Here is a 26,834-nt window from a genome sequence, read left to right as displayed (position 1 = left end):
TAAATAATATATTTTCATCAAAATTTTATAAAAAAATCTTATATAAGCTACCGCTTAAAATTTGATTAAAGCAATGATACTTTGATTGATGTACTATGATTTTTTGTCATTTTTGGATACATAAAAATATGAGTAATTCTTTGACGAGATCGGACATCAAAACTTTGTCGTTATCTTCATTGGGTGGTGCTTTAGAGTTCTATGACTTTATCGTTTTTTTAACATTTATCCCTATTCTGAAACTGCATTTCTTCCCTGAACAATCAGAATTAGGTTCACTGATGAGCATCTATGGTATTTATGCAGTCGCCTATTTTGTGAGACCATTGAGCGGTATCATTTTGGCACACTTTGGTGACATTGTTGGCCGTAAACGAATGTTCATGCTGTCTCTATTTTTAATGGCAGTACCAACACTAATGATCGGTTTATTACCCACTTATGAAAGTGTGGGAATTCTAGCACCATTATTATTGCTATTCATGCGCTTATTACAAGGCATTGCCTTAGGTGGCGAAGTGCCAAGCGCCCATGTTTTTGTCACAGAGCATGTGAAATCCAATCATTTAGGTCTAGCGAATAGTTTAATCGCCGCTGGATTAACGTTTGGCGTATTGATTGGCTATGCAATTTCAACATCATTGAATGTAATTTTTACTGAGCAAGAAGTGAAAGACTTTGCATGGCGAATTCCGTTCATTATTGGTGGTGGATTGGGTTTATTTGCACTTTATTTACGCCGTTATCTACAAGAAACGCCTGTATTTTTACAATTTAAAGCAGAACGCGAAAAAAGCAGTGAATTCCCGATTAAAATCGTATTGAAAAAATATTTAAAAGAAAGCTTCTTTGGCATTTTAACCACATGGTTATTAATGACAGGCGTTATCATGGTGTTATTAATCCCAAATCTGATGAAATCCGAGCTTTATGGATTAGCAGCACCTTTTGTGAATAAAATCGCACTACTTGCAACAGCAATGAATATCATTGGCAGTGTTGCTGCTGGTTTATTAGTGGATCGCATTGGTTTATCAAAGACTATGATCTTCTTCTCAATCGTTTTAGGCACAAGCAGCACAATCTTCTTTAGTTATTTAGGTACGGATGCCAATACATTATTAATTGGTGGCTTATATATTTTCAGCTCACTATTTTTAGGATTGGTTGCTTGTGTGCCGATTTTCATCGTGAAGTTGTACGAACCACAAGTGCGTTTATCTGGCATGAGTTTCTCTTATAATATTGGTAATGCATTCTTTGGCGGTTTAACCACTTTCCTTGTGCCTGTGATTGCACAAGGATTCAGTGAAAATTTTGTTAGCTATTATCTAATATTCTTGTGTGCTTTAGGTATTTGGCTAGGATTTATTGCCAAGCGCTTCAAAATCTAAAGGAATCACATAATCCTCAGGATCATTTCGAGTGATTAAATCATCAATATGACCAAATGGCGCTAGATGCAAATCTGGCGCTATTTCTTTTAATGGAATTAAAACAAAATTACGATCCTGCATTCTAGGGTGAGGAATCGTTAACTCAGCATCATTCATTTGAACATCATTAAATAATAAAATATCCAAATCCAAAGTACGCGCACCAAAACGAATAATACGCTCGCGCCCATGTTCTAGTTCGATCTTTTGCAAAGCATGCAACAAATCATATGGTGCCAATCCTGTTTCTACTTTAATCACAGCATTGATAATATCTGGCTGCTCTGGTCCAATAGGTTTCGTTCTATAGAATTGAGAAGCTTGCGTGATCTTTGTATTGGGTAATGCTTTAATTTCCAGCAATGCTTCGTTTAAATGCACAATGGGATCTTCCAAATTTGAACCCAAAGCAATATAACTGATAAATAATTGACTCATGTTATGATGTTCTGCAGTGTAGTTTGATCAAAGTAAGTTTTATAAAAATAAAAGTAAAGTAAAGTAAAGTATGCCTTTTAAATAACCCTAGTTAGAGAGTTATTATGAATAATTATAAAGTAGTGGCAGAAAAAGCGTTGGATATAATGGTAACCAAGGCCAATAAACTACATCAAAAGGCTTTTTTATTAGCAATCATGGCAGGCGTTTTCATTGGTTTGGGCTTTGTTTATTGTGTCATTGCCAATGTTCAAGGCGCAGGTAAAATTGTTGGTGGTTTAGTCTTTAGCTTAGGATTGTTATTAACAATTGTATTGGGCGCTGATCTATTCACATCAACAACAATGACAACAATGGCTGTTGCGAGCAAGAAAATCACCTTAAATAAAATGTTAGCCAATTGGGGTGCTGTTTACCTTGGTAATTTTATTGGTGCACTTATTCTTGTTGGTTTAATCATTATGAGTGGCCACCCTTTCGATTATGGCGGTAAAATTGGCTTATATTATATTTCAACATCCGAACATAAATTAGCTCATACATTTATGGAAGCTGTAGGTTTAGGCATTTTATGTAACATTATGGTGTGCTTAGCTGTTTGGATGAGCTTCAGCGCAAAATCACTGACAGATAAAATGGTGGCTGTCTTATTCCCTGTGGGTTTATTCATAGCAGCTGGATTTGAACATAGCGTCGCCAATATGTTCATGGTGCCTGCAGGCATTTATTCTTTAATGTTAGCAACGCCCGAAATGCTAGATGCTATGACCAATGTAGAAATATTAAGAACAACATTAACTTGGCAGAACTTTTTTATTCAAAATTTAATTCCAGTGACATTAGGAAATATTATCGGTGGGTCTTTTTTTATTGCCATATATCAATGGTTTATATATTTAAAAAATGAATCGTAATTAATAATTAGAATTAATCTTGATTATTTAGGCTTTATTTGATCAAAATTCTTGCAAATCGATTAAATACCACGTAATGTATTTACATCTTCATAAGTCATGAAGATACTTATCGAATTCATCGGTAAGTGGTTTAAAAACGACTAAGAATTTAGTCACTCTTTGTTTGAGGTTTTAACATATGCGTATCGGAACTGTAAAGTGGTTCAATGAGTCTAAAGGCTTTGGTTTTATTACTCCTGAAGATGGTTCACCAGATGTATTCGTACATTTCTCAACTATCCAAGGCGATGGTTTCCGTACTTTAGCGGAAGGCCAAAAAGTAGAATTCGAAGCTAAAGAAGGCGACAAAGGTTTGCAAACTACTGTTTGCCGTGGTCTTTAATAGATTCAACTACTTTAAATAAAATAATAAGAAAAATTTAGTTTTAAGCTGTTGATCTCACTGAAGTGTGAATAAGAATTAAAACGTATCTTTCTGTATAATTAAACCCTGATTTATCAGGGTTTTTTTATGGGAGCTCAATAATGTGCCAATTGTTAGGAATGAATTGCAACACACCAACAGACATCGTCTTTTCATTTGAAGGCTTTCGCCGCCGTGGCGGTGTCACAGATGTTCATGTGGATGGCTTTGGCGTTGCATTCTTTGAAGGCAAAGGTGTGCGCATTTATCAAGATGATCGCCCAAGTGCATCATCACCTGTCGCTGATTTAATCAAAAGCTACCAAATCAAATCCAAAAATGTCATCGCTCACATTCGCAAAGCAACCTTTGGGCAAGTTTCCCTCGCTAATACACATCCTTTTATGCGTGAATTATGGGGCGAATATTGGTTATTCGCACACAATGGGCATCTACAATCATTAGATGATCTCTTTTCAGATAGCCAACAACAATATTATCGCCCTGTGGGCACAACAGATTCAGAGCAAACTTTTTGTTATATTTTGGAAAATTTACGCCAGAAATATGAACATAAGCCTAGTGATGAAGTGCTTTTTCATGAAATTAAGCTCCTCACAGAGAAAATCAGAACTTCAGGCATTTTTAATTACACATTAACCAATGGTGAATGGATGATTGCCCATGCGAATACGTTATTACATTACATCATTCGCCAAGCGCCATTTGGTGAAGCAAAGTTATTAGATGATGATGTCAGCATTGATTTTACCTCAGTCACCACACAGCAAGACCGCGTTGCTGTGATTGCCACAATGCCATTAACCGTCAATGAAGAATGGACACAAATGGCGCGCAATGAATTAGTGATGTTTAAAGAAGGTGAAATTATTTTACGAAATTGCCCTGATGAGACGATGATGTTAAGTGTCGAAGATGCTTTAACGATGGCGCGTGCTGTCGGGGCTTCTGCCAATATTGTGACTTAAATTTTCACAACTTGTGGATAACTTTGTGGGTAACTCTTGAAATCCTCAAAACTGATCCCATTATGATTTTGTCAAATATTAAAATTAAAAATCATAAGGAGATCTCAATATGAGTTCAGAAAAATTCACAACAACCTTATCCTCTGCTTTTGCTGAAGCACAGAGTATTGCTATCGAACACCACAATCAGTTCTTAGAACCTGCACATGTTTTATTGGCAATGTTGCGTCAAAAAGATGGTTCAATTTTGCCACTATTACGCCAGTGTCGAGTGAACATAAATCGCCTCACAGAAGATGTGGATAACTTGGTGAAAAAATACCCACAAGTGGAAGGCACAAATGACTTCCAAGTAAGTAAAGATTTTCAACGCACATTAATTGCAGCAGAAAAATCTGCGAATGCTCGTGGTGATCAATACATTTCATCTGAAATTTTCTTAATGGGAATTTTAGATGAAAAGAGCAAGCTTGCAGATATTCTTAAAGAAGCAGGATTGAAGAAAGAGACATTGTCTCAAGTGATCGATAACTTACGAGGTGGTGATTCAGTGAATGATGCAAATTCAGAAGAAAATCGTCAGGCTTTATCTAAATACACTGTAGATTTAACTAAGCGTGCTGAAGAAGGTAAATTAGATCCTGTCATTGGCCGTGATGATGAAATTCGCCGTTGTATTCAGGTTTTATCTCGCCGTACTAAAAATAACCCAGTATTAATTGGTGAACCAGGCGTGGGTAAAACTGCCATCATTGAGGGTTTAGCGCAGCGCATTATCAATGGTGAAGTACCTGAAGGATTGAAAAATAAATCAGTTTTATCATTGGATATGGGTGCATTAATCGCGGGCGCTAAATTCCGTGGTGAATTTGAGGAACGCTTAAAAGCTGTCTTAAATGAATTAGGCAAACATGATGGCCAAATCATTCTATTCATCGATGAAATCCATACAATGGTTGGCGCAGGTAAAGGCGATGGTGCGATGGATGCTGGCAATATGTTAAAACCTGCATTATCTCGTGGTGAATTACATTGTATTGGTGCAACAACATTGGATGAATATCGTCAATACATTGAAAAAGATCCTGCGCTTGAACGCCGTTTCCAACGTGTATTAGTGGAAGAACCAACTGTTGAAGATACCATTGCAATTTTGCGTGGTTTGAAAGAGCGCTACGAAATCCATCATGGCGTTGAAATCACTGACCCTGCAATTGTGGCAGCTGCAACTTTGTCGAATCGTTACATTACAGATCGCCAGTTGCCTGATAAAGCCATCGACTTAATCGATGAAGCAGCAAGCTTGGTTCGTATGGAAATTGATTCCAAACCTGAAGAAATGGATAAATTGGATCGTCGCTTGATTCAGCTAAAAATCGAACGTGAAGCCATTCGTAAAGAGAAAGATGAAGCTTCTAAAAAGCGTTTAGAAATTTTAGAGCAAGAAATCGCAGATTTATCTAAAGAATATGAATCTTTAGAAGAGATTTGGAAGAAAGAAAAAAGTGTGATGCAAGGCGCAACATCTTTAAAAGAAGATTTAGAAAAAGCTCGCAATGAAATGGAAGTTGCAAAGCGTTCTGGTGATTTAGCGAAAATGAGTGAATTGCAATATGGCAAGATTCCAACCTTGGAAGCACAATTGAAAGAAGCTCAAGCAAATGAAGATAATGCAGGTGCTAAAAATCAGTTAGTGCGTACCAATGTTACTTCTGAAGAAATTGCAGAGATTGTTTCTAAATGGACAGGTATTCCTGTAACAAGAATGCTGGAAGGTGAACGTGAAAAATTGCTTCACATGGAACAATTCATTGGTAACCAAGTGATTGGTCAAAAAGAAGCGATTACTGCTGTAGCTGATGCAGTTCGTCGTTCACGTGCAGGTTTATCTGATCCTAATCGTCCGATTGGTTCTTTCTTATTCTTAGGACCAACTGGTGTTGGTAAAACAGAATTAACCAAAGCATTGGCAAACTTCTTGTTTGATTCTGAAGCTGCAATGATTCGTATTGATATGTCTGAGTTTATGGAGAAACATTCTGTGGCTCGTTTGATTGGTGCGCCTCCTGGCTATGTGGGTTATGAAGAAGGTGGCTATTTAACAGAAGCTGTTCGTCGTCGTCCTTATTCTGTCATTCTATTGGATGAAGTTGAAAAAGCGCATCCTGATGTCTTCAACATCTTGTTGCAAGTATTAGATGATGGTCGCTTAACCGATGGACAAGGTCGTACAGTTGATTTCAAAAATACTGTGATCGTGATGACATCTAACTTAGGTTCAAGCATTATTCAAGAGCAAACACATGCATTGGTAGGATTGGATGCGAAAGATCAATATGAAGCAATCAAAGCCTCTGTGATGGATGTTGTGGGACAACATTTCCGCCCAGAATTTATCAACCGTATTGATGATATCGTTGTATTCCATCCATTGGATAAGAGCAACATTCGTCAAATTGCTAAGTTACAAGTGGATCGTGTGATTAAACGTTTAGCAGATCAAGACATCTATTTATCCATTACAGACGATGCTTTAGATGAATTGGGTGAAGTGGGCTATGATCCAGTATTTGGTGCGCGCCCATTGAAACGTGCGATTCAGATTCATTTAGAAAACCCATTAGCGAAAGCCTTCTTGAATGGTGATTTCAAACCAAAAGATGATGTATTAATTCAAGATGATTTAACGTTCCACGTGAAACATAATGATTAATTTTTACTCATAACAAAAAGCTCGGTATTGCCGAGCTTTTTTATTTACTACTGAAATAATTCTAATTTAATATTCAATAATTTTGCTAAAACTAAACTTTTTGTATCACTAATGGCATATTCAATACAATTATTAAGTTCTTCTACTCTTACTAAGCGCTTTTGCAATAAATCGAATATTCTAGGATCTTTCCTATAAATCAATCCTGTTAATGCATCATCCGCAACATAATGACAATGATCATCACAATTTAAGAATAATCTTTCTCTCACTTCGGGTATATCAACATCGACATGCATTTGTCCTAATCCAAAAGTAGCATATTCACGAATATAATCATCTACATCTGTTGCAAGTTTTATCAATGTTTGAATAAAAATTTTCTCAGAGAATGAATATAAAGCACTTACAACAGCTCGGCGAACATCTCTATTCTCATGATCAGCTAGAGATATAATATTTGGCAATGCTTCATCAGTCTTTCTAAAACTTATTCCATAAAGTCCTTCAATGACAATATTTATATTTGTATCTTTAATAGCCATGGCTAAAATATTTTGTGCTTCTTTCACAGCATAATGTGAAAAAGGTCTTTTAGGGATACACATTTGACTAATGGCATTAATAGCTACAACTCTTTTTCGCCAATTTTTGGATTTAAAAAGTTTTTCTAGGATAGCAACACTTTGAGGATTGGCTCTACATTGCAATTGATATATGGCACATACATAAAATATGGGGCTGACATAGATAAGCTAGTTTAAATTCTCTTTAACCATAGATTTTAGCTGGCTTAGTTGCTCTTTATAATTAGGAGTGTTAAATCTCCGCTCACACTCCTTTAAAAATAACTCAAAATGCTCTTTTGGAACACCGTTAAATTTTCTCATATGACGCTTTGCTTGATTCCAAAAATTCTCAATTCCATTGATATGATTCTGTGCTTTAGCAAAATGTTTACTGTGGTTAATCCTATAATGCTTAAACTCACTTACATCAAGCACATTGTAGCTTTTGAATGAATCTGAATAAATAATACTGTCAGGAATAACTTTATCTTCAATAATAGGGATTAAAGTTTCAGATTTAGCATTAGGAATTACTTTGGTATAAACCTTGCCACCACGTTTTAACAAGCCAAATACAGGAATTTTACCAGCAGACCCTCTACCTATTTTTCCTTTTCTAATTCCACCAAAATAAGACTCATCCACTTCAATTTTTCCTTCGAACAGCTCTGTTTCAAACTTTTTTTGATGGCCAAATATTAGTAGTCTTAAACGGTGATATAAATAAATTGCTGTATTACGATTAACATTAACAATCTCAGCAGCACATCTAGCTGTCGTACCTGCTACAAAATGTTCAATTAATTTATTTTGTTTTTGTTGGCTTAATCTGCTTTTTCTCATGACCTAAATAATACCTCAAAGTGTATTATCTATGTCAGCCCCTAAAATATTTCTCTGTAAGGCTCTAAATTCTGCAGTGCCACGCCAATTAAACTTTTAGTTGTTAATTTTTGATATTGTCGACTTAATCTCTTATATCGTTGCACCCTTTTATCCCTCATTAGAAATGGATAATCTCAAATTACTCTACTAATCCTCAATCACAGGATAGAAAGGATGTCCCCAGTTATCATCATTTGGGTTATTCAAAACCACCAATGCAAATAGTGGTACTAATTCTTAAGCAATCCACAAGCTGATAAATTGTGAATCCAAATCAGGAAATTTCTTATCTCTATTTTCTATATCATCCGCTTGATTCAGCCAACTTAATGTACGATAAATTCTATGTTGAACGTGATCAGGTAGATGCGAAGATTTTTCTTTAAATTTTATTTTAAGCTCATTGAAATACATAGTAATTGCCATAAAATGATAACGATAGAACCTAACGTTATCATATATATGACATAAAGAAAGCTATGTTTACTTTTTCAAGGTATATCCCATACCACGTGAAGCAGGCCAAACTTCTTTAAAACGGTATTGTTGATACAATTTATAAGCTTCACCATCTGCAATTAGGTTGATATAGCAAGTTTCAGGAATGTTTTCTTGAATAAATTTATCCAATTTTTGCATGATGAGTTTACTCAAGCCTTTACCTTGATGCGGTGGCAAAATACATATATCAGCCACTTGGCAATGGCAACCTCCATCACCAATCAATCGCCCCATACCAATAATTTCATCATTATCTTCATTGATAACAACCACTGAACACAATGAATGATTTAATCCTATCGTTGCAGCCTTCACTGTTTTTGCAGATAAGCCACAATTCACACGCAAGTCAATGTACGTTTGTGGCTCGATGGTTTGATAACGGGCGATATAACTCATATTTCCTCACTTATGGCATTAATAACATTGCATCACCATAACTAAAGAAGCGATATTCATCTTCTACAGCATGTTGATAAATTTTCTGAATACGATCATAGCCCATAAACATTGAAACTAATACCAATAAAGTCGATTTGGGTAAATGGAAATTCGTCACCAAAGCATCAATCACATGAAACTCAAAACCAGGTTTAATGAAAATATTGGTATCACCTTCAAATGGTTTCAATTCACCATCTAACGCTGCTGTTTCCAATGAGCGGCAAACGGTCGTTCCCACAGCGATCACTTTTTTACCATTCGCTTTAGTTTCTTTAATTTTATCAACTGTTTCACGTGAAACAGAAATCCATTCTTTGTGCATCACATGCTTATCTAAATCTTCTTCACGCACAGGTTTGAATGTTCCTGCACCCACATGCAAAGTCACTTCAGTGAATGAGGCACCTTTCTCTTCAATTGCTTTCATCAAAGCTTTTGTGAAATGCAAACCTGCTGTTGGTGCAGCAACCGCACCTTTTTCTTTATTGAAAACAGTTTGATATCGCTCTTTATCGAAATCACTATCATTGCGCGTAATATATGGTGGTAATGGCATATGTCCCATTCTTTCCAAAATAGGAAATACTGGTGAGCTATCTACAGTTTCATAAATAAAGAAAGCATCATCACGTTCAATCATTTTAAAAATAGGTTCGTTCTCTACATAAACAATCTGCCCAACTTTTGGTGACTTGCTTGCGCGAGTTTGTGCTAAAAATGAAGTTTCTGTGAGTAAACGCTCAACTAAAATCTCCACTGCCCCGCCCGTTTCCTTATGAGCAAATACACGCGCAGGTAAAACGCGCGTATTATTGATCACCAACAGATCGCCCGGCTCAATATAGTCGATAATGTCTTTAAACACTTTATCTTCCATATTGTAGCCTTGAGCAACCAATAAACGGGATGATTCACGATCTTCTTTTGGGAACTGCGCGATTAATGATTCTGGTAAATGGTAATCATAATCGGAAATTTTATTTTTCATCAAAACTCACTACTTTTTCATTGGCAAACAAATCTTCTAGGCGCTCACGCTCACGGATTAAATAAGCTTGATCATTATCTACTAATATTTCAGCAGCACGCCCACGAGTATTATAGTTTGAACTCATCACAAAACCATACGCACCTGCTTGTTTGATTGCAAGAATATCGCCAGTTTCTAATGCTAATTCACGCTCTTTCCCGAGGAAATCACCTGTTTCGCAGATTGGGCCAACGATGTCATAATTTTCAATTTTTGCACTGCTCTCTTTTGTTTGCTCGATACGCATCCAAGATTCATACAATGCAGGGCGAATTAAATCATTCATCGCAGCATCCACAACAGCAAAATGTTTGCCTTCGTTTTCTTTCGTTAAAATCACTTCTGCTAATAGATAACCAGAATCACCCACGATTGAACGGCCAGGTTCCATTGCAATGCTTAATGGACGATTGCCCAATTTTTCATAAATCATATCCACTAAATCTTGTAGATTGATTAATTCTTCACCTTCATAATCAATACCAACACCGCCACCCATATCAAAATGAGATAGCTGAATGCCATTTGCTGATAATTCATCAATGAGCTTCAACATACGATCCACAGCATCACAATATGGCGCTAATTCTGTTAATTGAGAGCCAATATGGCAATCAATCCCTTTGATCTCAATATTTGGTAAAGCATGTGCAGCCTTATATATACGCACAGCTTCGTCATAAGGAATGCCGAATTTATTTTCACGCAACCCTGTAGAAATATAAGGATGTGTTTTTGCATCCACGTCAGGATTCACACGAAATGAAACGGGTGCTTGTTTACCTAGTCTCTCAGCTTCTTCATTCAGCATATAAATCTCAGCTTCAGATTCCACATTGAAGCAATGAATGCCTGTTTCTAGTGCAAAGCGTAAATCTTCACGTGTTTTACCAACACCAGAGAAAATAACTTTTTGAGGATTACCACCTGCTTTTAATACACGTAAGAGTTCCCCTCGTGAAACAATGTCAAAACCTGCACCTAATTTAGCTAACAATGCGATCACAGATAAATTACTATTAGCTTTCACTGCATAGCAAATGAGATGTTCTTTATCGCCAAATGCCTGTTTATACAGTTTAAATGCCTTCTCAATATTGTTCTTAGAATACACATATAAAGGTGTACCATATCTGTTAACTAAATCTGAAACCGATACATTTTCAATATGAGATGTAATGCTAGACATTTAACGCTCCGTTGATTGCTGTTGTGATTGCTGATTCGCATCAGGTAAATAAAGTGGACCTTTCTGCCCACAAGCTTGTACTAAACAAGCTAATCCAATAATTAATAATATCTTCTTCATCTTGTCAATCTCTATATTAACGTGAATTCAATAACCATAATGTTAACCACATTCTGGCTTTAGCTGCGTGTGAATAAGGGGAAACTATCAATCCATATTGATCATTCATGATTTTCCCTGTGGGAACGCGTGTTGTCACAGCTGTTGGCACTGTTATATCCATAGATTTTAAAACATTCAATAGATTTTGATGAACTGTGCCATTGCCAGTGCCATTAATGATAAAGCCATCCACACCATTATCCACAAGAAGCGAAATTAATTGCCCATTGGCAGAAACATCACTATATATGATTTCCACCCAAGGATAGGATTTATCCTCATCTGGTAGCTTATCCAAACTAACATTCATTTTTTTATCATGTTTAACATTCCTAAAAAACTCCACTTCAGAGTTATAAACATGACCAATCGCCCCAAAATCACCAGCGTAAAATCCATCCACTTTTAAGGTATGGGATTTAATGACTTCTTCAGCTAAATAAATTGTATTGTTGATCAATGCAAAAATACCCACATGATCACTGGATGCGAGCATGATACTATCCAATAAATTTAGTGGGCCATCTGCGCTCAATGCGGTAGATGGGCGCATGGATGCTGTTAATACAATAGGTTTCGTTGGTACAACTGTGCAATTTAAGAAAACACTTGTTTCCTCTAATGTATCTGTACCATGTGTGATCACAACACCTGTAATATCATCGCGACCCATCAAATCATTCAAAACTACAGCCATTTTTTTCAAAATAGAAAAAGTCATATCTTTACTATCAATCTGGCAAAGCTCAATGGTTTCTATTTCAATATTGTCAGGCATTGGAATACCGAGCAATAATTCAGCAGCTTCTTTCTCACCTGCTGAATAATTAACGAACTCTTTTTCGCTGGCTGCATTACCCGCAATCGTTCCACCCGTGCCAATAATGACTATTTTTTTTACAACTTCGGACATATTAAAACGCCTTTAAACTAATACAGCCTAGTATTATGACTGAAAACCATCAAAAAACGTAATTTATATATCATTGATTTACAAATATAAATATTTTTATATATATTTTTTTGAAAAAAAGTTTGACGTACCTATTTTTTCCCCTATAATAGCAAACCTCTTCCGGGTCATTAGCTCAGTCGGTAGAGCAGTTGGCTTTTAACCAATTGGTCGAAGGTTCGAATCCTTCATGACCCACCATATTTATAGAAGCATCTAGCAAACTAGGTGCTTTTCTTTTTCCGTTAGAACACCGATTTAACGGGTCATTAGCTCAGTCGGTAGAGCAGTTGGCTTTTAACCAATTGGTCGAAGGTTCGAATCCTTCATGACCCACCATTTTTAGAAACCTTCTATATTCCTAGAAGGTTTTCTTTTATCTGCTGTCGGAGATGCTTGTGAGAAAGTTATTCCTTCTATCAGAAACAAATACAGATACTATTAATCAAGCACTCATACAATTACATCATCAATGTGCTGATTTAATCGTTCTATCACCTGATTCTTCCCTATTTTTAGCTAAACCTTTGCATCATGCAAAAGGCTTATTGGGTCATACATTAAATTGTATTGTTTTGGATTGCAGGATTGGATTTCCCTTAGATTTTTTCCTCTGTGCAACCAATACCATTCAATCTAATGGTACTTTTATTCTCATTTGGCAACCCAATGATCGTGATGAACAAAGTTCACGATTCCATACTGAATCTATTCCAACACCAAATTTTCAGAGTTATTTAACGAAAGGGCTTCAAAAATTTAGTGAACCTTGGAATATAGAACAATATCTCGCACCGATAGCAATCCAAAAGCAACACGATCATCTAAATCATGAACAAATAGCTGTATTAACTTCCCTGCAAAAGCAAAAAAAAGGCATCACAACACTATTTGCAACACGTGGCACAGGAAAATCCTTTGTCATTGCTGAATTCATTCGCTCATTGAACGATGACTATGTCATCACAGCACCGAATCAAACAGCATTGCAAAGCTATCAAAACATCAAACTTAATTTCAAAGCACCTGACTATCTATTTTTAAACCATGATGATCTTCTGCCACAAAAATGGCTAATCATCGAAGAAGCCGCTCAAATGCCGATTGCTCATTTAGAGAAACTTTCTCTATTGGCTGAAAATGTTTTGTTAATTTCATCAATAGAAAACTATGAAGGCACAGGCAAGGGTTTAGAGAGCAAGTTACAAGACATTATTGAGATCGATTCAGCATTGACATTGACTGAGCGCCAACGCTTTGAGTTACAAGATCCGCTCGCACAATTTTGTGAATATATTAGCTTTCAGAATAAGCCTGAGATTAATATTAACGATGGAATTCATCTTTATTCAGATGAAAATCTGCATGAATTCCAAGGCAATCATGCTTTAGTGCAAGCTTTCTATCAATTTATGAATCAGCATCATTATCAAACCAATGCACAAGATATTCGTAGATTATTGGATTCACCTGATCAGATATTTATGATCATGATTCGAAATCAAGCAATCATTGGTGGAATTTGGGGCATTCGTGAAGGTAAATTATCATCAGAGCTTGCTCAGGATGTATTCAATGGCTATCGCCGCCCTAAAGGCAATTTAGTGGTACAAACATTGGCAGCGCACAGTTATTATCCTGAATTGATGACATTAAAGAACTTACGCATTTCTCGCATTGCAGTGGATCATCATCATCGCACACAAGGCATTGCTAAGAAAATGCTTGAGCAACTCAAGCACTATGCACAAAATAATCATTATGATTTCTTATCCACAAGCTTTGGCTTAACAGAGCCTTTATTACAATTTTGGCAACAGTGTCAATTCACTTGGGTTCACTTAGGATCACACAGAGATAAAACGACTGGATTGCATGCAGCAATATTATTGCAACCCATTTCAGTGGAAATGATCGAAAAAACTTCTCTCATTCAAAAAAAATGGCAAAACGATGCTTTTCACTTAGTGAATGCGCCTTTTGTTCATCCTAAAATTCATTATTTATTGAAAGAACAATCAATTAAAGGTTCTTCTGATTCATTAGATGAAGTAATTTTACATACACATTTACATCACAAAAAGCCTGTAGAAGCAGTGTTTTCAGCGTTAGAACGGAAGAAAAACACCATTGACTAACAATTATGCAATTTTATTTACAAATATATTTGACAACCTATACCTTCATCCCTATAATGCAAACCTCTTCACAGCAACAACGAAGAAAAACAAAGCCGGTATAGCTCAGCTGGTAGAGCAACTGACTTGTAATCAGTAGGTCCACAGTTCGATTCCGTGTGCCGGCACCATACAAATAGAAGACCCTGTTTAAGACAGGGTTTTTTATTGCCTAAAATTTAATGAATTAAGTTATCATAACCACTATAGTTATTCCAATATTTTTAAAGTGGCACACAATGATATTTCAAAATATGTTGAACAAGATTCGTTATAAATATTCTCACTTCAAAGTCAATCACGTTAATATCTACGGCATCTCACAAAAATATCATCTCAATAAAGCCACACATCAATATTGCATTGAACAAATGCCTAATGAAGCTCTAGATGCTAATCATATCGTGCTCTATTCATGGAATATTTATAAGCAAAAACTAGAAAATTCTATTCCTGAGCTCTCTTATATGCTGGGTAAAGCTGATATTGTGTTACTGCAAGAAGCACGTGAAAGCGAAACGCTCATGTCCATGATCACAAGCAATGAATTCAAAGCAATTCATGTTGTGGCATTTAAGGATGGCTATTATGCCAATGGCGTAATGACCATTAGTAAAATTCCTCCTGTAAGCTATACCGCACAAAAATATTCAGAGCCTTGGATCCGTTTTCCTAAATCTGGGTTAATCTCAACGTATCCTTTATCCAATGGACAGCAATTAATGGTGGCTAATTTCCATGCCGTGAATTTTTCATTGGGTTTAAAAGACTTTATTCGCCAATTGCGAACAATTTTTGATATTTTGCAAAAGCACTCAGGACCAATCGTGTTAGGTGGTGATTTCAACACTTGGCGCAAATCTCGTTATTTATATATTAAGCGCATGATTAGAGAGCTGAACCTTAAAGAAATCGATTATCCCATCGATCAAAGAACCAAAGTTATGGGTAAAATATTAGATCACATTTTTATTCGTGGACTACAAATAAAAGAAGCCAAAACATATGATATTTCGGCTTCTGATCATAACCCTATTCGTTTGAAATTGGCTTACGAACCACAAATTTTAACTGATCGCGCATATTAGCTAATGCTTTAGCACGATGAGAAATTTGATTCTTCTGTGCTAATTCAAGCTCAGCCATACTTTTTTCCAAACCATCTATCAAGAAAAGAGGATCGTAACCAAATCCTTCTGATCCTCTCTCTTCTGTCAAAATACGGCCATAAATGCGCCCTTCAGCAATCAAAGGCGTTGGATCCTCTGCATAACGCACAAATGCTAAAACAGAAATAAAGAATGCCACGCGATCTTTATCAACAACGCCTTCTAAATTTTTTAGCAATAATTGATTGTTAGCTTTCTCTTCTTTCACAGGACTATAACGCGCAGAATGAATACCAGGCGCACCTTTTAAATAAGGTACAACAATCCCAGAATCATCTGCAATTGCAGCCATTCCACTTTTTTTCGCAGCATGTCTTGCTTTAATTATTGCATTTTCAATGAAACTTAAGCCGCATTCATCAGCATCTTCGACATTAAAATCACTCTGTGGACGAACCGTGATATCCAATGAAGCAAATAGATCATTGAATTCACGAATCTTGCCAACATTATTACTTGCTAAAATTATTTCCATTATTCCGCACCATAAACGTCAATAGAGAAATATTGGTCTGCGACTTTTTTATAGCTGCCATCAGCACGTGATTTTAAAATTTCTTCGTTGAATTTNAGATCATTGAATTCACGAATCTTGCCAACATTATTACTTGCTAAAATTATTTCCATTATTCCGCACCATAAACGTCAATAGAGAAATATTGGTCTGCGACTTTTTTATAGCTGCCATCAGCACGTGATTTTAAAATTGCTTCGTTGAATTTTTCCATCAATGCATCATCGCCTTTACGCAAACCAATGCCAATACCATCACCAAATACCGTTGGATCGTTATAATCACCACCAACGAATTCTAAAGTTTTATCATAACCTTTACGCAAGTATCCGTCATCTAGTGGAACGCTATCTGCGAACACTAAATCAATGCGACCCGAATCTAGATCAAAGATTGCTTCATCTAAATTACGGTAACTTCTAACATCAGCATATTTTGCAAATTCACTATTTGCGTAAGTTTCATGAATAGTTCCACTTTGAACACCAATGGATTTGCCTTTCAAAATATCAGCATTAACTTCTGTATATTCACCTTTTGATGCCACGAATTTCGCAGGTGTTTGATAATATTTTTGAGTAAAATTAATAGCTTGCTTACGCTGATCAGTAATAGACATGGATGCTAAGATTGCATCAATTTTCTTTGTATTCAAAGAAGGAATCAAAGCATCGAACTCTACTTGAACGATTTCACACTTCAATTCAACTTGTTCACAGAACAATTTAGCTAAGTCTGGTTCAAATCCACCCAAGGATTTATCTGGATTCATATAGCTAAATGGAGGATATGAGCCTTCAATCCCAATTTTCACAGTATCTTGAGCAAATGCCAAAGAACCTGTTAAAGCAATTCCTAATAATACTTTCTTCAACATCATCTTTCTCCTTTATATTAATTAACCTCTTATATATATAGGATGATGATAGGTTTGACAAGTTATCCACATGAGTAAAAATAAGTATAATAAATTCATTGACATAGCTATCTTTTTGATTGTGCATAAATTCTGTAGAACTATTCATATAAAATCTTTATAAAAAGTAATGATTTTTATACACCTTCTATACATAGATTTTTAAATAACTTTATCCACAGTTTTATTCACATATCTCTATATTTAATCTAAATTTTATATGCTTATCTTCTATCTAATTTCTTTTATCTATATATATAAATAGATGATGATAAGTCATGCTATTTATTAACATTAAATATAAATATTCTTTTAATATTAATTGGTTATAATGTAAATTGGCTGTGGATAACTATGTATGTATTTAGATCTTTTAGTTTTGGATAAATTCTTTAATTTTTTCTAAACAATTTGTCTGCAATATTATGGTCAAAGTTATCCACAAGTTTATCCAAAAAATGCTAAAATTGAGTATAAATTAGGCATGTTTCCAATCTATGTTTTATTTAGAAATGTAAATATCAAGAGAAGTGTAAATTCTCACGAAGTTTAATATTCTAAACTCGTGTTTTGAGAATATCTTGAATGAATCTTTTCCCTCTCAACTCAATCTGGGGTAAAATATGAGGTTTAGGCAATAGTAAAATTAGGATATGACTTCAAAGATCCCAGAAGCATTGGTTGAGAAATATCTTCAATCATTTAGTGAAAAAGAGCAGTCATTAACATCGTTGTTGAATTTATTGATGAACGATGGGCAATGTCTTGTGTCTGAAGAAAATAGTGTGGCTTTAAAAGATCTGCACCATTTTGTTTACCAACTAAATAGTTCTGCACTGACTTACGAACAAAATCAGTTAGCAGGTAAGACAAGAGAGTTTTTGAAATTAGTGGAACAAGGTGAAGTCAATGTTCAAGATGTTCTACTGTGTGGCCAACAGCTAACTCAGCTGCTTCAACATCCTTAAGGTGAGGTAAATCATGGATCAACTCCAAATATTGCAACCATTTTCAGATTGGGTTTCTGACGTACTTGTGGAAATACCAGATGAAACAAATGCATTTGTCTTCAATATTTATGAAGAAAATGATGCTTATCTGGTGGATATTACGGGTACAACAGATTATGATGAAGCCAATGAAAGTTGGACTGAATCTATCAATTGGGATTCTGGTGAAGAACTTTTCATTATTCCTAAAGAAAAATTTGAGGGCGATTGGGAAGAAATTCACGATACTATTGCTGAATCATTAGAAGCTTTAATTGAAGTGGACAATGAGTTATCAGATGCATTGTGTGATTCAGATGCAGTTGCTGTCGGATTCATTGATGGTGATCTAGAAATAATATGGCAGGCAGAATGAGAAAAAAAATAAAATTGTCTAAGGCAGTATTAGTATTATCGTTAGGTGCAATGTTGCCTAATCTAAGTGTAGCTGCATTGAGTGTGAGCTATGATCAGATGAGCTATCAAGAATTGCCCGCGACAGTTTTATATCCTTTTTCTTATCAAGGTTTGGTATCTATTAGAGAAAATAATTTTTCTAATAGCCAAAGCTATCTTCCCAAAAATTTGCCAGATTATTGGGATGTGGTTGTCGTTGGTCGAGATGTTCTTGAGCAAGAGTGTAAACCCAATGGCCAACTAGAAGTTTTAGATTATGAAAATTTACCCCATAAGGATCTACTTACGATTGGGGCGATTCAACAATGTGGTGTTGGCTTTAGTGTTCAAGGTATGACTTTGAACTATGCTTTGGTGCATAAATACGGTGTGCCACCAACACATTGGGTGGACTTGTTTGATTTTAACCGTTTTCCAGGTAAGCGAGCTTTACCTAAGCAGCCTAAATATTTATTAGAAGCTGCTTTATTGGCAGATGGTGTGCAGCCAAGTTATCTTTATCCATTATTGGCAACCAAAGAAGGTCAAGATCGTGCATTCAATAAATTGGATTTGATCTATGATGAAATTCTATGGTGGAGTGATGTTAATAATCTTAAGCTATGGCTAGAGCAAGGATTAGTTTCAATGTCGATAGCGCCTGATGGTGCAATGCTATCTAAAGATGGTGTTGATACGATTGGTGTTTCAAGGCAACAAGTAATGTATGAAATGAAATACTATGCCATGTTGAAATCATCACAGCAGAAGGATTTAGCGTATGCATTTATCTCTTATGCAACACAGCCTGATCAGCAATTGAAATTAGCTAACCAACAATATTATGGTCCAACAATTAAGCAAGCTTGGCGTTTAGTCTCTCCAAACACCGCAGAATACATTACTAATAACCCCAAAAATCTTCAGGGCGGTATTTTATTGGATTATGATTTTTATGCTGAGCATGGTGCAACGTTAGAAAAGCGATTCAATGAGTGGTTAATTGAGAAAGAAGCACCTGTCAAAAGAGTTTCGATGGCAGATGGCAAGCGTTCTATAGTGAAAAAGCTAACAGATGGCGCAGAAAACTTAGATATTTCAATTGTGAGCGAAGAAATTGACCTTATTGGGCCAAGATTAGAATTATTGGATCAAAATTTTATAGGTCCACAATTAATTGATTCTGTTGATAATATTGAGCATAAATAGAATTAACTATAATTAAAATTTGCATTAATTAAAATTTAATGTATAGTACTTAACTTCACAGACGCGGGATGGAGCAGTCTGGTAGCTCGTCGGGCTCATAACCCGAAGGTCGTTGGTTCAAATCCGGCTCCCGCAACCAATTATAATGAAGCCCACTTGAAAAAAGTGGGCTTTTTCGTTGCTGATCATTTTGGAGGTATTGTTATGCGCAAAGATCCTTTTGGATTAACTGAATTACTTGAGCCATCCATTACAGCGATGGGCTATACTTTATGGGGCGTTGAGTTTCATGCAAACTCTGTGAATGCGCTTTTACGTATATTCATCGATAAAGAATCAGGCGTATCAGTGGATGATTGTGCAGATGTCAGTCATCAAGTGGAAGGCCTATTAGATGTGAATGACCCTATCAGCACAGCATATACTCTAGAAGTTTCATCTCCAGGTTTAGATCGTTCATTTTTCTCAATTGAGCAAATGATGGCATACATGGGATCAGAGATGGATGTCCAATTGATCAGCGTAGTGAATAACCGTCGTCGATTTAAAGCTATATTAAGCAAAATCGAAGGTGAAAACTTAACATTTTTTATTCCTAAGATTACAGGTAAAAAAGGCAAGGCTGCTAGACAAGCTTCATTAACTGAAGGCGAAGAATTAACAGTTGATTACAGCATGCTAGATAAGGTCAATCTTTCCCCAAACTTTTCGAAAAAATAATCATTTATTAAGAGAATAGAGCTATGAATAATAAAGAAGTGATGACAGTTGCAGAAACAGTGTCCAATGAAAAAGGCGTTTCTCGCGGAATTATTTTTGAGGCATTGGAATTAGCATTGGCAGCAGCTGCAAAACGCTCATACCCTGTAGAAGTAGATTTACGTATTGAAATTGATCAAAGAACTGGTCACTATAAAACTTTCCGTCAATGGAAAGTTGTGCCAGATGACTTGCCTTTAGAAGAACAAATGGCAACCAAACAAATCTCTTTATCTGCAGCACAATTGGATGATCCAAACATTGAAGTTGGGGCGATTGTGGAAGATGAAGTGGATAACATTCCTTTTGCACGTATTGGCGCACAAACTGCAAAACAGATCATTTATCAAAAAATTCGTGAAGCTGAACGCAATCAAATGGCTGAATTGTATAGCCAAAAATTGGGTCAGTTGGTTCGCGGTACAATCAAAAAAGTTGAGCGTGGCAATATCTATGTAGATTTGGGTGAAAATGTTGAAGCATTATTGCCAAAAGAAAACATGATTCCACGTGAAATGTTAAAAATGGGTGATCAAGTTCGTGCGATTTTGGAAGACATCGTTCAAGATGTTCGTGGTCCACAAATCGTATTGTCACGTACAACACCTAAATTAATCAAAGCATTATTTGAAATCGAAGTACCTGAAATCAGCCAAGGCAGCATTGAAATTTTGAATGCAAGTCGTGATCCAGGTAGTCGTGCAAAAATTGCAGTAAAATCATTTGATCAGCGTATCGATCCTGTGGGTGCTTGTGTTGGTATGCGTGGTTCACGTGTACAAAACATCACTAAAGAATTGAATGGTGAGCGCGTAGATATCATTCTTTGGGATGATAATCCTATCCAATTCGTGATCAATGCAATGAGCCCAGCAGAAGTTGTATCTATTGTTGTGGATGAAGATCGCCACATGATGGATATTGCGGTAGAGCAAGAGAAATTATCTCAAGCAATCGGCCGTAATGGTCAAAACGTTCGTTTAGCATCTGAATTAACAGGTTGGGTGCTCAATGTAATGAGCTCTGAAGAAGCTGAAAACAAACAAAATAAAGAATCATCACGCATCAACAGTTTATTTGTAGATGAATTGGGTGTGGATGAGGAAGTTGCAGAAATCTTAGTTCGCGAAGGTTTCTCATCATTAGAAGAAGTTGCGTACGTTCCAATTGCGGAAATGTTAGAGATTGAAGAGTTTGACGAAGAAATTGTTGAAGCGCTTCGTGATGCAGCGAAAACTGCATTAGAATCTTACGCAACATTAAAACAAGAGTTAGGCGATAAAGCACCAAGTGCTGATTTGATTCAATTGTTGGAAGGAGATCATATCCTCGCCTATAAACTTGCTAAGAAAGGTGTAAGTTCTTTAGATGATTTAGCTGAATTAGCATCAGATGAATTATCAGAAATGGTTGGAATGGACGAAGAACGTGCAAGCCAATACATCATGACAGCAAGAAAAAGTTGGTTTGAATAGGGGGTGGAAATATGACAGAAAAAACAGATGACAAGGCANGAATCTTACGCAACATTAAAACAAGAGTTAGGCGATAAAGCACCAAGTGCTGATTTGATTCAATTGTTGGAAGGAGATCATATCCTCGCCTATAAACTTGCTAAGAAAGGTGTAAGTTCTTTAGATGATTTAGCTGAATTAGCATCAGATGAATTATCAGAAATGGTTGGAATGGACGAAGAACGTGCAAGCCAATACATCATGACAGCAAGAAAAAGTTGGTTTGAATAGGGGGTGGAAATATGACAGAAAAAACAGATGACAAGGCACCAAACAAAATCACATTGAATCGTAAAATTCATACTGAGTTGAAAGTTTCAAGTGCACCAGGGCAAACAAAAACTGTAGCCGTTGAAGTACGTAAGAAAAGAACGTACGTAAAACGTGATGCATCTCCTGTTGATTCAGATTTAGATAACAACTTGGTGGAAGACGTGAATGTTGAAGCAGATGCTTCAGCTGAAACATCAGAAGTTGTGAAAGATACAAAGAAAGTTGAGCCAAAGATTATTGAAGAAAAAGTAGTGGCAGAAGCACCAAAAGCTAAAGCACCTGCTAAGAAAGACAATGGTCCTGATAAAGCTCAACAAGAGCGTTTACGCGTTGCAAAAGAACGTGCAGAAGCTGAAGAACGTGCAGCTCAAGAAGTAATTGAGCGCCGTAAACAGCAAGAAGAGCGTAAACAACACGAAGAAATTCAGAAAATTGCGGATGCAGCAAGAATGGCAAGCGAAAGTACAGTTTCTAAGGTCCAAATCAGTTTTAATAATACTGATAAGACTGAAGATAAAGCTAAGAAGAAACCTTCTAGCAATACTCAAAAGTCTAATAGTAACAACAATAGACCAAGAAATAATGATTCACGCAGTGATTCTCGTCCAGCGAAGAAAGATGACAGACGTCCTGCTGCACCAGTAACACCAACAGCAGCTGAACCAGTTGTATCAACAGAGCGTAAAGCGCCACGTAAAACAGGTGCTCGCGATTTGGATGATTTGCGTGAAGATGGTAAAAAATCAGCAGGTAAGCGTGGTAAAGAAAAAGGCCGTGCAAGCTTTGCAGACTATGATGAAGAAGGCAGCAGCCGTCGTGGTGGTAAAAAGCGTAAAGCTTCACCACAACAAGGTAAACATGGTTTCACAAAACCTGTTGCACCACAGAAAAGTGAAGTGATTTTAGGTGAAACAGTTACAGTTGCAGATTTGGCACATAAAATGTCAGTGAAAGCAGCTGAAGTGATCAAAACATTGATGAAAATGGGCTCAATGGTCACAATTAACCAAGTATTGGATCAAGATACTGCAGCAATCGTTGTGGAAGAAATGGGTCATACTTACAAAGTTGTGAGCGAGAACGTTCTTGAAGATGAATTGATGAAAGGTTTCAACGAGAGCGATTTAGTACCTGAAAATCGTCCACCAGTTGTGACAATCATGGGTCACGTTGATCATGGTAAAACATCATTGTTGGATTACTTGCGTAAAGCACACGTTGTAAAAGGCGAAGCTGGTGGTATTACTCAGCACATTGGTGCTTATCACGTAACAACACCAAAAGGTGTTATCACATTCCTAGATACACCAGGACATAGCGCGTTTACAGCAATGCGTGCACGTGGTGCGAAAGTAACAGATATCGTTGTGTTGGTTGTTGCATCGGATGATGGTGTAATGCCACAAACAATCGAAGCGATTCAGCATGCAAAAGCAGCAGGTGTTCCAATCATCGTTGCTGTGACTAAGATTGATAAGCCTACTGCTGATCGTGATCGTATCTTGTCTGAATTATCACAACAAGGCATCATCTCTGAAGAGTGGGGCGGTGAGAACTTATTTGCATACGTTTCTTCTAAATCAGGTGAAGGTATTGATAATTTGTTAGATCAAATTTTAGTACAAGCTGAAGTTTTAGAATTAACAGCAGTTGGCGAAGGTCCTGCTCGTGGTGCAGTTGTTGAATCACGCTTGGATCGTGGCCGTGGTGCAGTTGCAACTATCTTAGTTCAATCAGGTTTATTGAAAAAAGGTGACGTTGTATTAGCAGGTTTCGAATATGGTAAAGTGCGCGCTTTGATCAATGAAAAAGGCGAGCAAGTTCCAGAAGCTGGTCCTTCCATTCCTGTTGAAGTATTGGGCTTATCTGGCGTACCAAATGCAGGTGATGAAGTTACTGTCGTTGCTGATGAACGTAAAGCACGTGAAATTGCATTGTTCCGTCAAGGTAAATTCCGTGAAGTGAAATTGGCAAGACAACAGAAATCTAAGTTGGAAAACTTGTTTGCTAACATCAATGAAGGTGCAATGAGCGTTGTTAACGTTGTGTTAAAAGCAGACGTTCAAGGTTCGGTAGAAGCATTGATTAATGCATTGGAAGAGTTATCAACAGATGAAGTTTCAGTGAAAGTTGTTTCAAGCGGCGTAGGCGGTATCAATGAATCAGATGCGAACTTAGCTGTTGCTTCTGAAGCAATTGTGATCGGCTTTAACGTTCGTGCAGATAACTCAGCGAAGAAAATCATCGAAGATGAAGGTTTAGCATTACATTACTACAGCATCATCTATGATGTAATCGATGAAATCAAAACAGCATTGATTGGTAAATTAGCACCAGAATTCAAAGAATCAATCATTGGTGTTGCGGAAGTTCGTGACGTATTCAGATCACCTAAGATCGGTGCGATTGCAGGCTGTATGGTAACTGAAGGCTTGATCAAACGTAATAACCCAATTCGCGTATTGCGTGATAACGTTGTAATCTATGAAGGTGCGTTAGAATCATTACGTCGCTTTAAAGATGATGTATCAGAAGTTCGTAGCGGTATGGAATGTGGTATTGGCGTTAAGAACTATAACGATGTTAAAGTAGGTGACCAAATCGAAGTTTATGAGCGTGTTCAAGTAGAACGCACTCTCTAAAAGGAGCGAAACATGGCTAATATCTCAAGAACTCGTCGTATTGATGAGCAATTGAAACAAGAATTGTCTATGTTGATCCGTAAGGAAATCGGTGACTCACGTATTATGATGATCTCCATCACTCTTGTCAGAGTGGTGAGAGATCTCTCTCAAGCTAAAGTTTTAGTGACGTATTTAGGACCGACAGAAGAGCGTAAAGAAATGATCGCGCTTTTGAATGAATATGCCCCAATGTTCCAAAGAATGTTGGGCAAGGTTTTAAAACTCCGTAAAATTCCTAAGTTTGAGTTTGAATACGATGAGCAATTAGAGAAAGGTAATGAATTATCTGCTCTGATTACCGAGGCAATTCAAGAAGACGAAGCTAAAAATAAAGATCACGATGAGTAAACAAGCTAAAATCAAGCGCCGTCCTTTGGATGGCGTTTTACTTTTGGATAAACCAAAAGGCATATCGAGCAATGACATTCTACAAAAAGTAAAATGGCTATATAAAGCTGAAAAAGCGGGGCATGCAGGCACTTTAGATCCAATGGCAACAGGCTTATTACCCATTTGCTTTGGTGAAGCAAGTAAATTCAATCATCAGTTATTGAATAATCGTAAAACTTACGAGTTTACGTGCTTATTGGGTGCTGCAACCAATACTGGCGATGCTGAAGGTGGCATCATTGAAGAGAAATCTATTCCTGAATTATCCACAGAGTTATTCAAAGAAGCTTTGGATAAGTTTGTGGGCGATATTAAACAAGTACCACCAATGGTTTCTGCTTTGCATCATGAAGGTAAACGTTTATATGAATTGGCTCGTGAAGGCATTGAAGTAGAACGTCCTGCGCGGGACATTACAATTTACCAGCTCAATTTAATTAACTTTGATGATGTAAGTTTCACAGCTGAAGTAACATGTTCTAAAGGTACGTATGTTCGTGTATTGGCGGAAGATATTGCGAAATCACTAGGAACGCTTGGCCATTTAACAATGCTAAGACGAACTGAAGTTGCGCCTTACTTTAAGCCTAATTTAGTCACAATGGATATATTGGAACAAGCATTAGAAGCAAATAATGCCGATGAATTATTGTTGGCTGTTGATAGTGCAATTGCAGATTACCCAATTTTAACATTCAGTGAAGAAGATACTGCGCGTTTGAAAAATGGGCAGAAGATTGCATTGCCACATACTTTAGATGAACAGTTTTATCGTCTATATGCATTCGATGAGTCATTTTTAGGTTTAGGTGAAAGACATTTACCACATGTTATTAAAGCTAGTCGATTGATTCAAATTAAATGACTTGGTGAATAATTTGTTATAATCTGTCGGATTAATATATTGAAAAATAATCAAAGAAGAGGATTCATATATGTATAAGACATTGGCAGTTGTCAGCTTATTATCTTTCGGCATGACGTCAGCATTTGCACAAAGCTCTGATTCAACCATTAATAAATGCAGTAATGGCAAAGATCCTATTGTTTATACAGAATTTGATTGCCCAGAAGGATATGAAGTTGTTGTGGATAGCTGGTTGAGCGAAACGAATATGACAACAGCAGAAAAATTTGGCGATGAATCTAAAATAGAAGAACAAATTCGTGATACTAATATTCGACCTGTTGATAAAGTTTTAGAATAATTTTATTT

General features: G+C 36.6%; 27 protein-coding genes and 4 tRNA genes. 21 read left to right on the top strand and 10 right to left on the bottom strand.

Going from position 1 to position 26,834, the window contains the following annotated elements; all coding sequences use genetic code 11:
• Positions 1 to 128 precede the first annotated feature (128 nt).
• Positions 129 to 1,394, top strand: coding sequence for an MFS transporter (locus BZK16_RS07435; protein ID WP_077928267.1), 1,266 nt, complete (start codon positions 129 to 131; stop codon positions 1,392 to 1,394).
• On the opposite strand, the gene folK is transcribed toward BZK16_RS07435, so the two are convergent.
• A complete protein-coding gene (folK, locus tag BZK16_RS07430) occupies positions 1,362 to 1,874 on the bottom strand; it encodes a 2-amino-4-hydroxy-6-hydroxymethyldihydropteridine diphosphokinase (RefSeq protein WP_077928266.1) in 513 nt (170 codons plus the stop codon). The genes BZK16_RS07435 and folK overlap by 33 nt on opposite strands.
• A 104-nt stretch (positions 1,875 to 1,978) precedes the next feature.
• On the opposite strand from folK, the gene focA reads away from it, so the two are divergent.
• The 4 genes from focA (at position 1,979) to clpB (ending at position 6,896) form a co-directional block, all read left to right on the top strand.
• Complete coding sequence (focA, locus tag BZK16_RS07425) at positions 1,979 to 2,788, top strand: formate transporter FocA (RefSeq protein ID WP_077928265.1); 810 nt, start codon at positions 1,979 to 1,981, stop codon at positions 2,786 to 2,788.
• Positions 2,789 to 2,969: 181 nt separating this feature from the next.
• Positions 2,970 to 3,173, top strand: coding sequence for a cold-shock protein (locus tag BZK16_RS07420; RefSeq protein ID WP_008316013.1), 204 nt, complete (start codon positions 2,970 to 2,972; stop codon positions 3,171 to 3,173).
• A 143-nt stretch (positions 3,174 to 3,316) separates the two neighbouring features.
• The gene (locus tag BZK16_RS07415) at positions 3,317 to 4,183 is read left to right on the top strand and encodes a class II glutamine amidotransferase (protein WP_077928264.1); all 867 of its coding nucleotides are present in this window, start codon (positions 3,317 to 3,319) and stop codon (positions 4,181 to 4,183) included.
• A 109-nt stretch (positions 4,184 to 4,292) separates the two neighbouring features.
• A complete protein-coding gene (gene clpB, locus BZK16_RS07410) occupies positions 4,293 to 6,896 on the top strand; it encodes an ATP-dependent chaperone ClpB (RefSeq protein WP_077928263.1) in 2,604 nt (867 codons plus the stop codon).
• 47 nt (positions 6,897 to 6,943) lie between these two features.
• On the opposite strand, the gene BZK16_RS07405 is transcribed toward clpB, so the two are convergent.
• From BZK16_RS07405 to BZK16_RS07375, 7 genes are all read right to left on the bottom strand, one after another.
• Positions 6,944 to 7,606: a HEAT repeat domain-containing protein gene (locus BZK16_RS07405; RefSeq protein WP_143691154.1), complete on the bottom strand. Its 663-nt coding sequence runs from the start codon at positions 7,604 to 7,606 to the stop codon at positions 6,944 to 6,946.
• Positions 7,607 to 7,651: 45 nt separating this feature from the next.
• Positions 7,652 to 8,308, bottom strand: coding sequence for an IS1595 family transposase (locus BZK16_RS07400; protein ID WP_077928261.1), 657 nt, complete (start codon positions 8,306 to 8,308; stop codon positions 7,652 to 7,654).
• A gap of 525 nt (positions 8,309 to 8,833) precedes the next feature.
• Positions 8,834 to 9,250, bottom strand: coding sequence for a GNAT family N-acetyltransferase (locus tag BZK16_RS07395; protein ID WP_077928260.1), 417 nt, complete (start codon positions 9,248 to 9,250; stop codon positions 8,834 to 8,836).
• 10 nt (positions 9,251 to 9,260) lie between these two features.
• A complete protein-coding gene (gene queA / locus BZK16_RS07390; protein ID WP_077928259.1) occupies positions 9,261 to 10,283 on the bottom strand; it encodes a tRNA preQ1(34) S-adenosylmethionine ribosyltransferase-isomerase QueA in 1,023 nt (340 codons plus the stop codon).
• The gene (gene lysA / locus BZK16_RS07385) at positions 10,273 to 11,514 is read right to left on the bottom strand and encodes a diaminopimelate decarboxylase (protein WP_077928258.1); all 1,242 of its coding nucleotides are present in this window, start codon (positions 11,512 to 11,514) and stop codon (positions 10,273 to 10,275) included. The genes queA and lysA overlap by 11 nt, the downstream gene beginning before the upstream one ends.
• Positions 11,515 to 11,634: an LPS translocon maturation chaperone LptM gene (gene lptM, locus BZK16_RS07380; protein ID WP_077926554.1), complete on the bottom strand. Its 120-nt coding sequence runs from the start codon at positions 11,632 to 11,634 to the stop codon at positions 11,515 to 11,517.
• Positions 11,635 to 11,650: 16 nt separating this feature from the next.
• Entirely contained in the window at positions 11,651 to 12,589 is a 939-nt protein-coding gene (locus tag BZK16_RS07375) for an asparaginase (protein ID WP_077928257.1), read from the bottom strand.
• A gap of 164 nt (positions 12,590 to 12,753) precedes the next feature.
• Here BZK16_RS07375 and BZK16_RS07370 point away from each other — a divergent pair.
• The 5 genes from BZK16_RS07370 to BZK16_RS07350 all read left to right on the top strand — a co-directional run bounded on the left by BZK16_RS07370 (position 12,754) and on the right by BZK16_RS07350 (position 15,893).
• Positions 12,754 to 12,829, top strand: a tRNA-Lys gene (locus tag BZK16_RS07370).
• 62 nt (positions 12,830 to 12,891) lie between these two features.
• A tRNA-Lys gene (locus BZK16_RS07365) sits at positions 12,892 to 12,967 on the top strand.
• Between the two features lie 53 nt (positions 12,968 to 13,020).
• Positions 13,021 to 14,766 carry a GNAT family N-acetyltransferase gene (locus BZK16_RS07360; RefSeq protein WP_096777508.1) on the top strand — a complete coding sequence of 582 codons (1,746 nt, stop codon included), beginning with the start codon at positions 13,021 to 13,023 and terminating at the stop codon, positions 14,764 to 14,766.
• A gap of 94 nt (positions 14,767 to 14,860) precedes the next feature.
• Positions 14,861 to 14,936: transfer RNA gene (locus tag BZK16_RS07355), tRNA-Thr, on the top strand.
• A 123-nt stretch (positions 14,937 to 15,059) separates the two neighbouring features.
• Positions 15,060 to 15,893, top strand: coding sequence for an endonuclease/exonuclease/phosphatase family protein (locus BZK16_RS07350; RefSeq protein WP_233145225.1), 834 nt, complete (start codon positions 15,060 to 15,062; stop codon positions 15,891 to 15,893).
• Here BZK16_RS07350 and rdgB read toward each other — a convergent pair.
• Together rdgB and BZK16_RS07340 are read right to left on the bottom strand one after the other, a co-directional pair.
• Positions 15,838 to 16,449, bottom strand: a complete 612-nt coding sequence (rdgB, locus tag BZK16_RS07345; RefSeq protein ID WP_077928255.1) for an RdgB/HAM1 family non-canonical purine NTP pyrophosphatase — start codon at positions 16,447 to 16,449, stop codon at positions 15,838 to 15,840. The two genes, BZK16_RS07350 and rdgB, sit on opposite strands and share 56 nt — an antisense overlap.
• Before the next feature lie 151 nt (positions 16,450 to 16,600).
• A complete protein-coding gene (locus tag BZK16_RS07340) occupies positions 16,601 to 17,365 on the bottom strand; it encodes a transporter substrate-binding domain-containing protein (RefSeq protein ID WP_077928254.1) in 765 nt (254 codons plus the stop codon).
• A gap of 692 nt (positions 17,366 to 18,057) precedes the next feature.
• Between BZK16_RS07340 and BZK16_RS07335 the strand changes: the two genes are divergently transcribed.
• From BZK16_RS07335 to BZK16_RS07285, 11 genes are all read left to right on the top strand, one after another.
• Positions 18,058 to 18,372 carry a hypothetical protein gene (locus tag BZK16_RS07335; protein ID WP_077928253.1) on the top strand — a complete coding sequence of 105 codons (315 nt, stop codon included), beginning with the start codon at positions 18,058 to 18,060 and terminating at the stop codon, positions 18,370 to 18,372.
• Between the two features lie 13 nt (positions 18,373 to 18,385).
• Positions 18,386 to 18,769, top strand: coding sequence for a hypothetical protein (locus BZK16_RS07330; protein ID WP_077928252.1), 384 nt, complete (start codon positions 18,386 to 18,388; stop codon positions 18,767 to 18,769).
• Positions 18,766 to 19,998 (top strand): extracellular solute-binding protein, encoded by a 1,233-nt coding sequence (locus tag BZK16_RS07325; protein WP_077928251.1) that lies wholly within the window; start codon positions 18,766 to 18,768, stop codon positions 19,996 to 19,998. Before BZK16_RS07330 ends, BZK16_RS07325 begins: the two co-directional genes overlap by 4 nt.
• A gap of 62 nt (positions 19,999 to 20,060) precedes the next feature.
• Positions 20,061 to 20,137: transfer RNA gene (locus BZK16_RS07320), tRNA-Met, on the top strand.
• A 65-nt stretch (positions 20,138 to 20,202) separates the two neighbouring features.
• On the top strand, positions 20,203 to 20,718 hold the full coding sequence (locus BZK16_RS07315) for a ribosome maturation factor RimP (protein WP_143691153.1): 516 nt from the start codon (positions 20,203 to 20,205) through the stop codon (positions 20,716 to 20,718).
• Between the two features lie 23 nt (positions 20,719 to 20,741).
• Positions 20,742 to 22,232 carry a transcription termination factor NusA gene (gene nusA, locus BZK16_RS07310; protein ID WP_077928249.1) on the top strand — a complete coding sequence of 497 codons (1,491 nt, stop codon included), beginning with the start codon at positions 20,742 to 20,744 and terminating at the stop codon, positions 22,230 to 22,232.
• A gap of 27 nt (positions 22,233 to 22,259) precedes the next feature.
• Positions 22,260 to 22,502 (top strand): helix-hairpin-helix domain-containing protein, encoded by a 243-nt coding sequence (locus BZK16_RS07305; protein ID WP_077928248.1) that lies wholly within the window; start codon positions 22,260 to 22,262, stop codon positions 22,500 to 22,502.
• A gap of 11 nt (positions 22,503 to 22,513) precedes the next feature.
• A complete protein-coding gene (gene infB / locus BZK16_RS07300) occupies positions 22,514 to 25,186 on the top strand; it encodes a translation initiation factor IF-2 (protein ID WP_077928247.1) in 2,673 nt (890 codons plus the stop codon).
• Positions 25,187 to 25,198: 12 nt separating this feature from the next.
• Positions 25,199 to 25,576, top strand: coding sequence for a 30S ribosome-binding factor RbfA (rbfA, locus tag BZK16_RS07295; RefSeq protein WP_077928246.1), 378 nt, complete (start codon positions 25,199 to 25,201; stop codon positions 25,574 to 25,576).
• A complete protein-coding gene (gene truB, locus BZK16_RS07290; RefSeq protein WP_077928245.1) occupies positions 25,569 to 26,483 on the top strand; it encodes a tRNA pseudouridine(55) synthase TruB in 915 nt (304 codons plus the stop codon). Before rbfA ends, truB begins: the two co-directional genes overlap by 8 nt.
• A 70-nt stretch (positions 26,484 to 26,553) precedes the next feature.
• Entirely contained in the window at positions 26,554 to 26,826 is a 273-nt protein-coding gene (locus BZK16_RS07285; protein WP_077928244.1) for a hypothetical protein, read from the top strand.
• Positions 26,827 to 26,834 lie beyond the last annotated feature (8 nt).

Origin of the sequence: Wohlfahrtiimonas populi (assembly GCF_002006795.1) — a bacterium.
Taxonomy (GTDB): Bacteria; Pseudomonadota; Gammaproteobacteria; order Cardiobacteriales; family Wohlfahrtiimonadaceae; genus Wohlfahrtiimonas; species Wohlfahrtiimonas populi.
The sequence above is the reverse complement of the archived record's forward strand: the minus strand, read 5'-3'. Positions and strand labels throughout refer to the sequence as shown.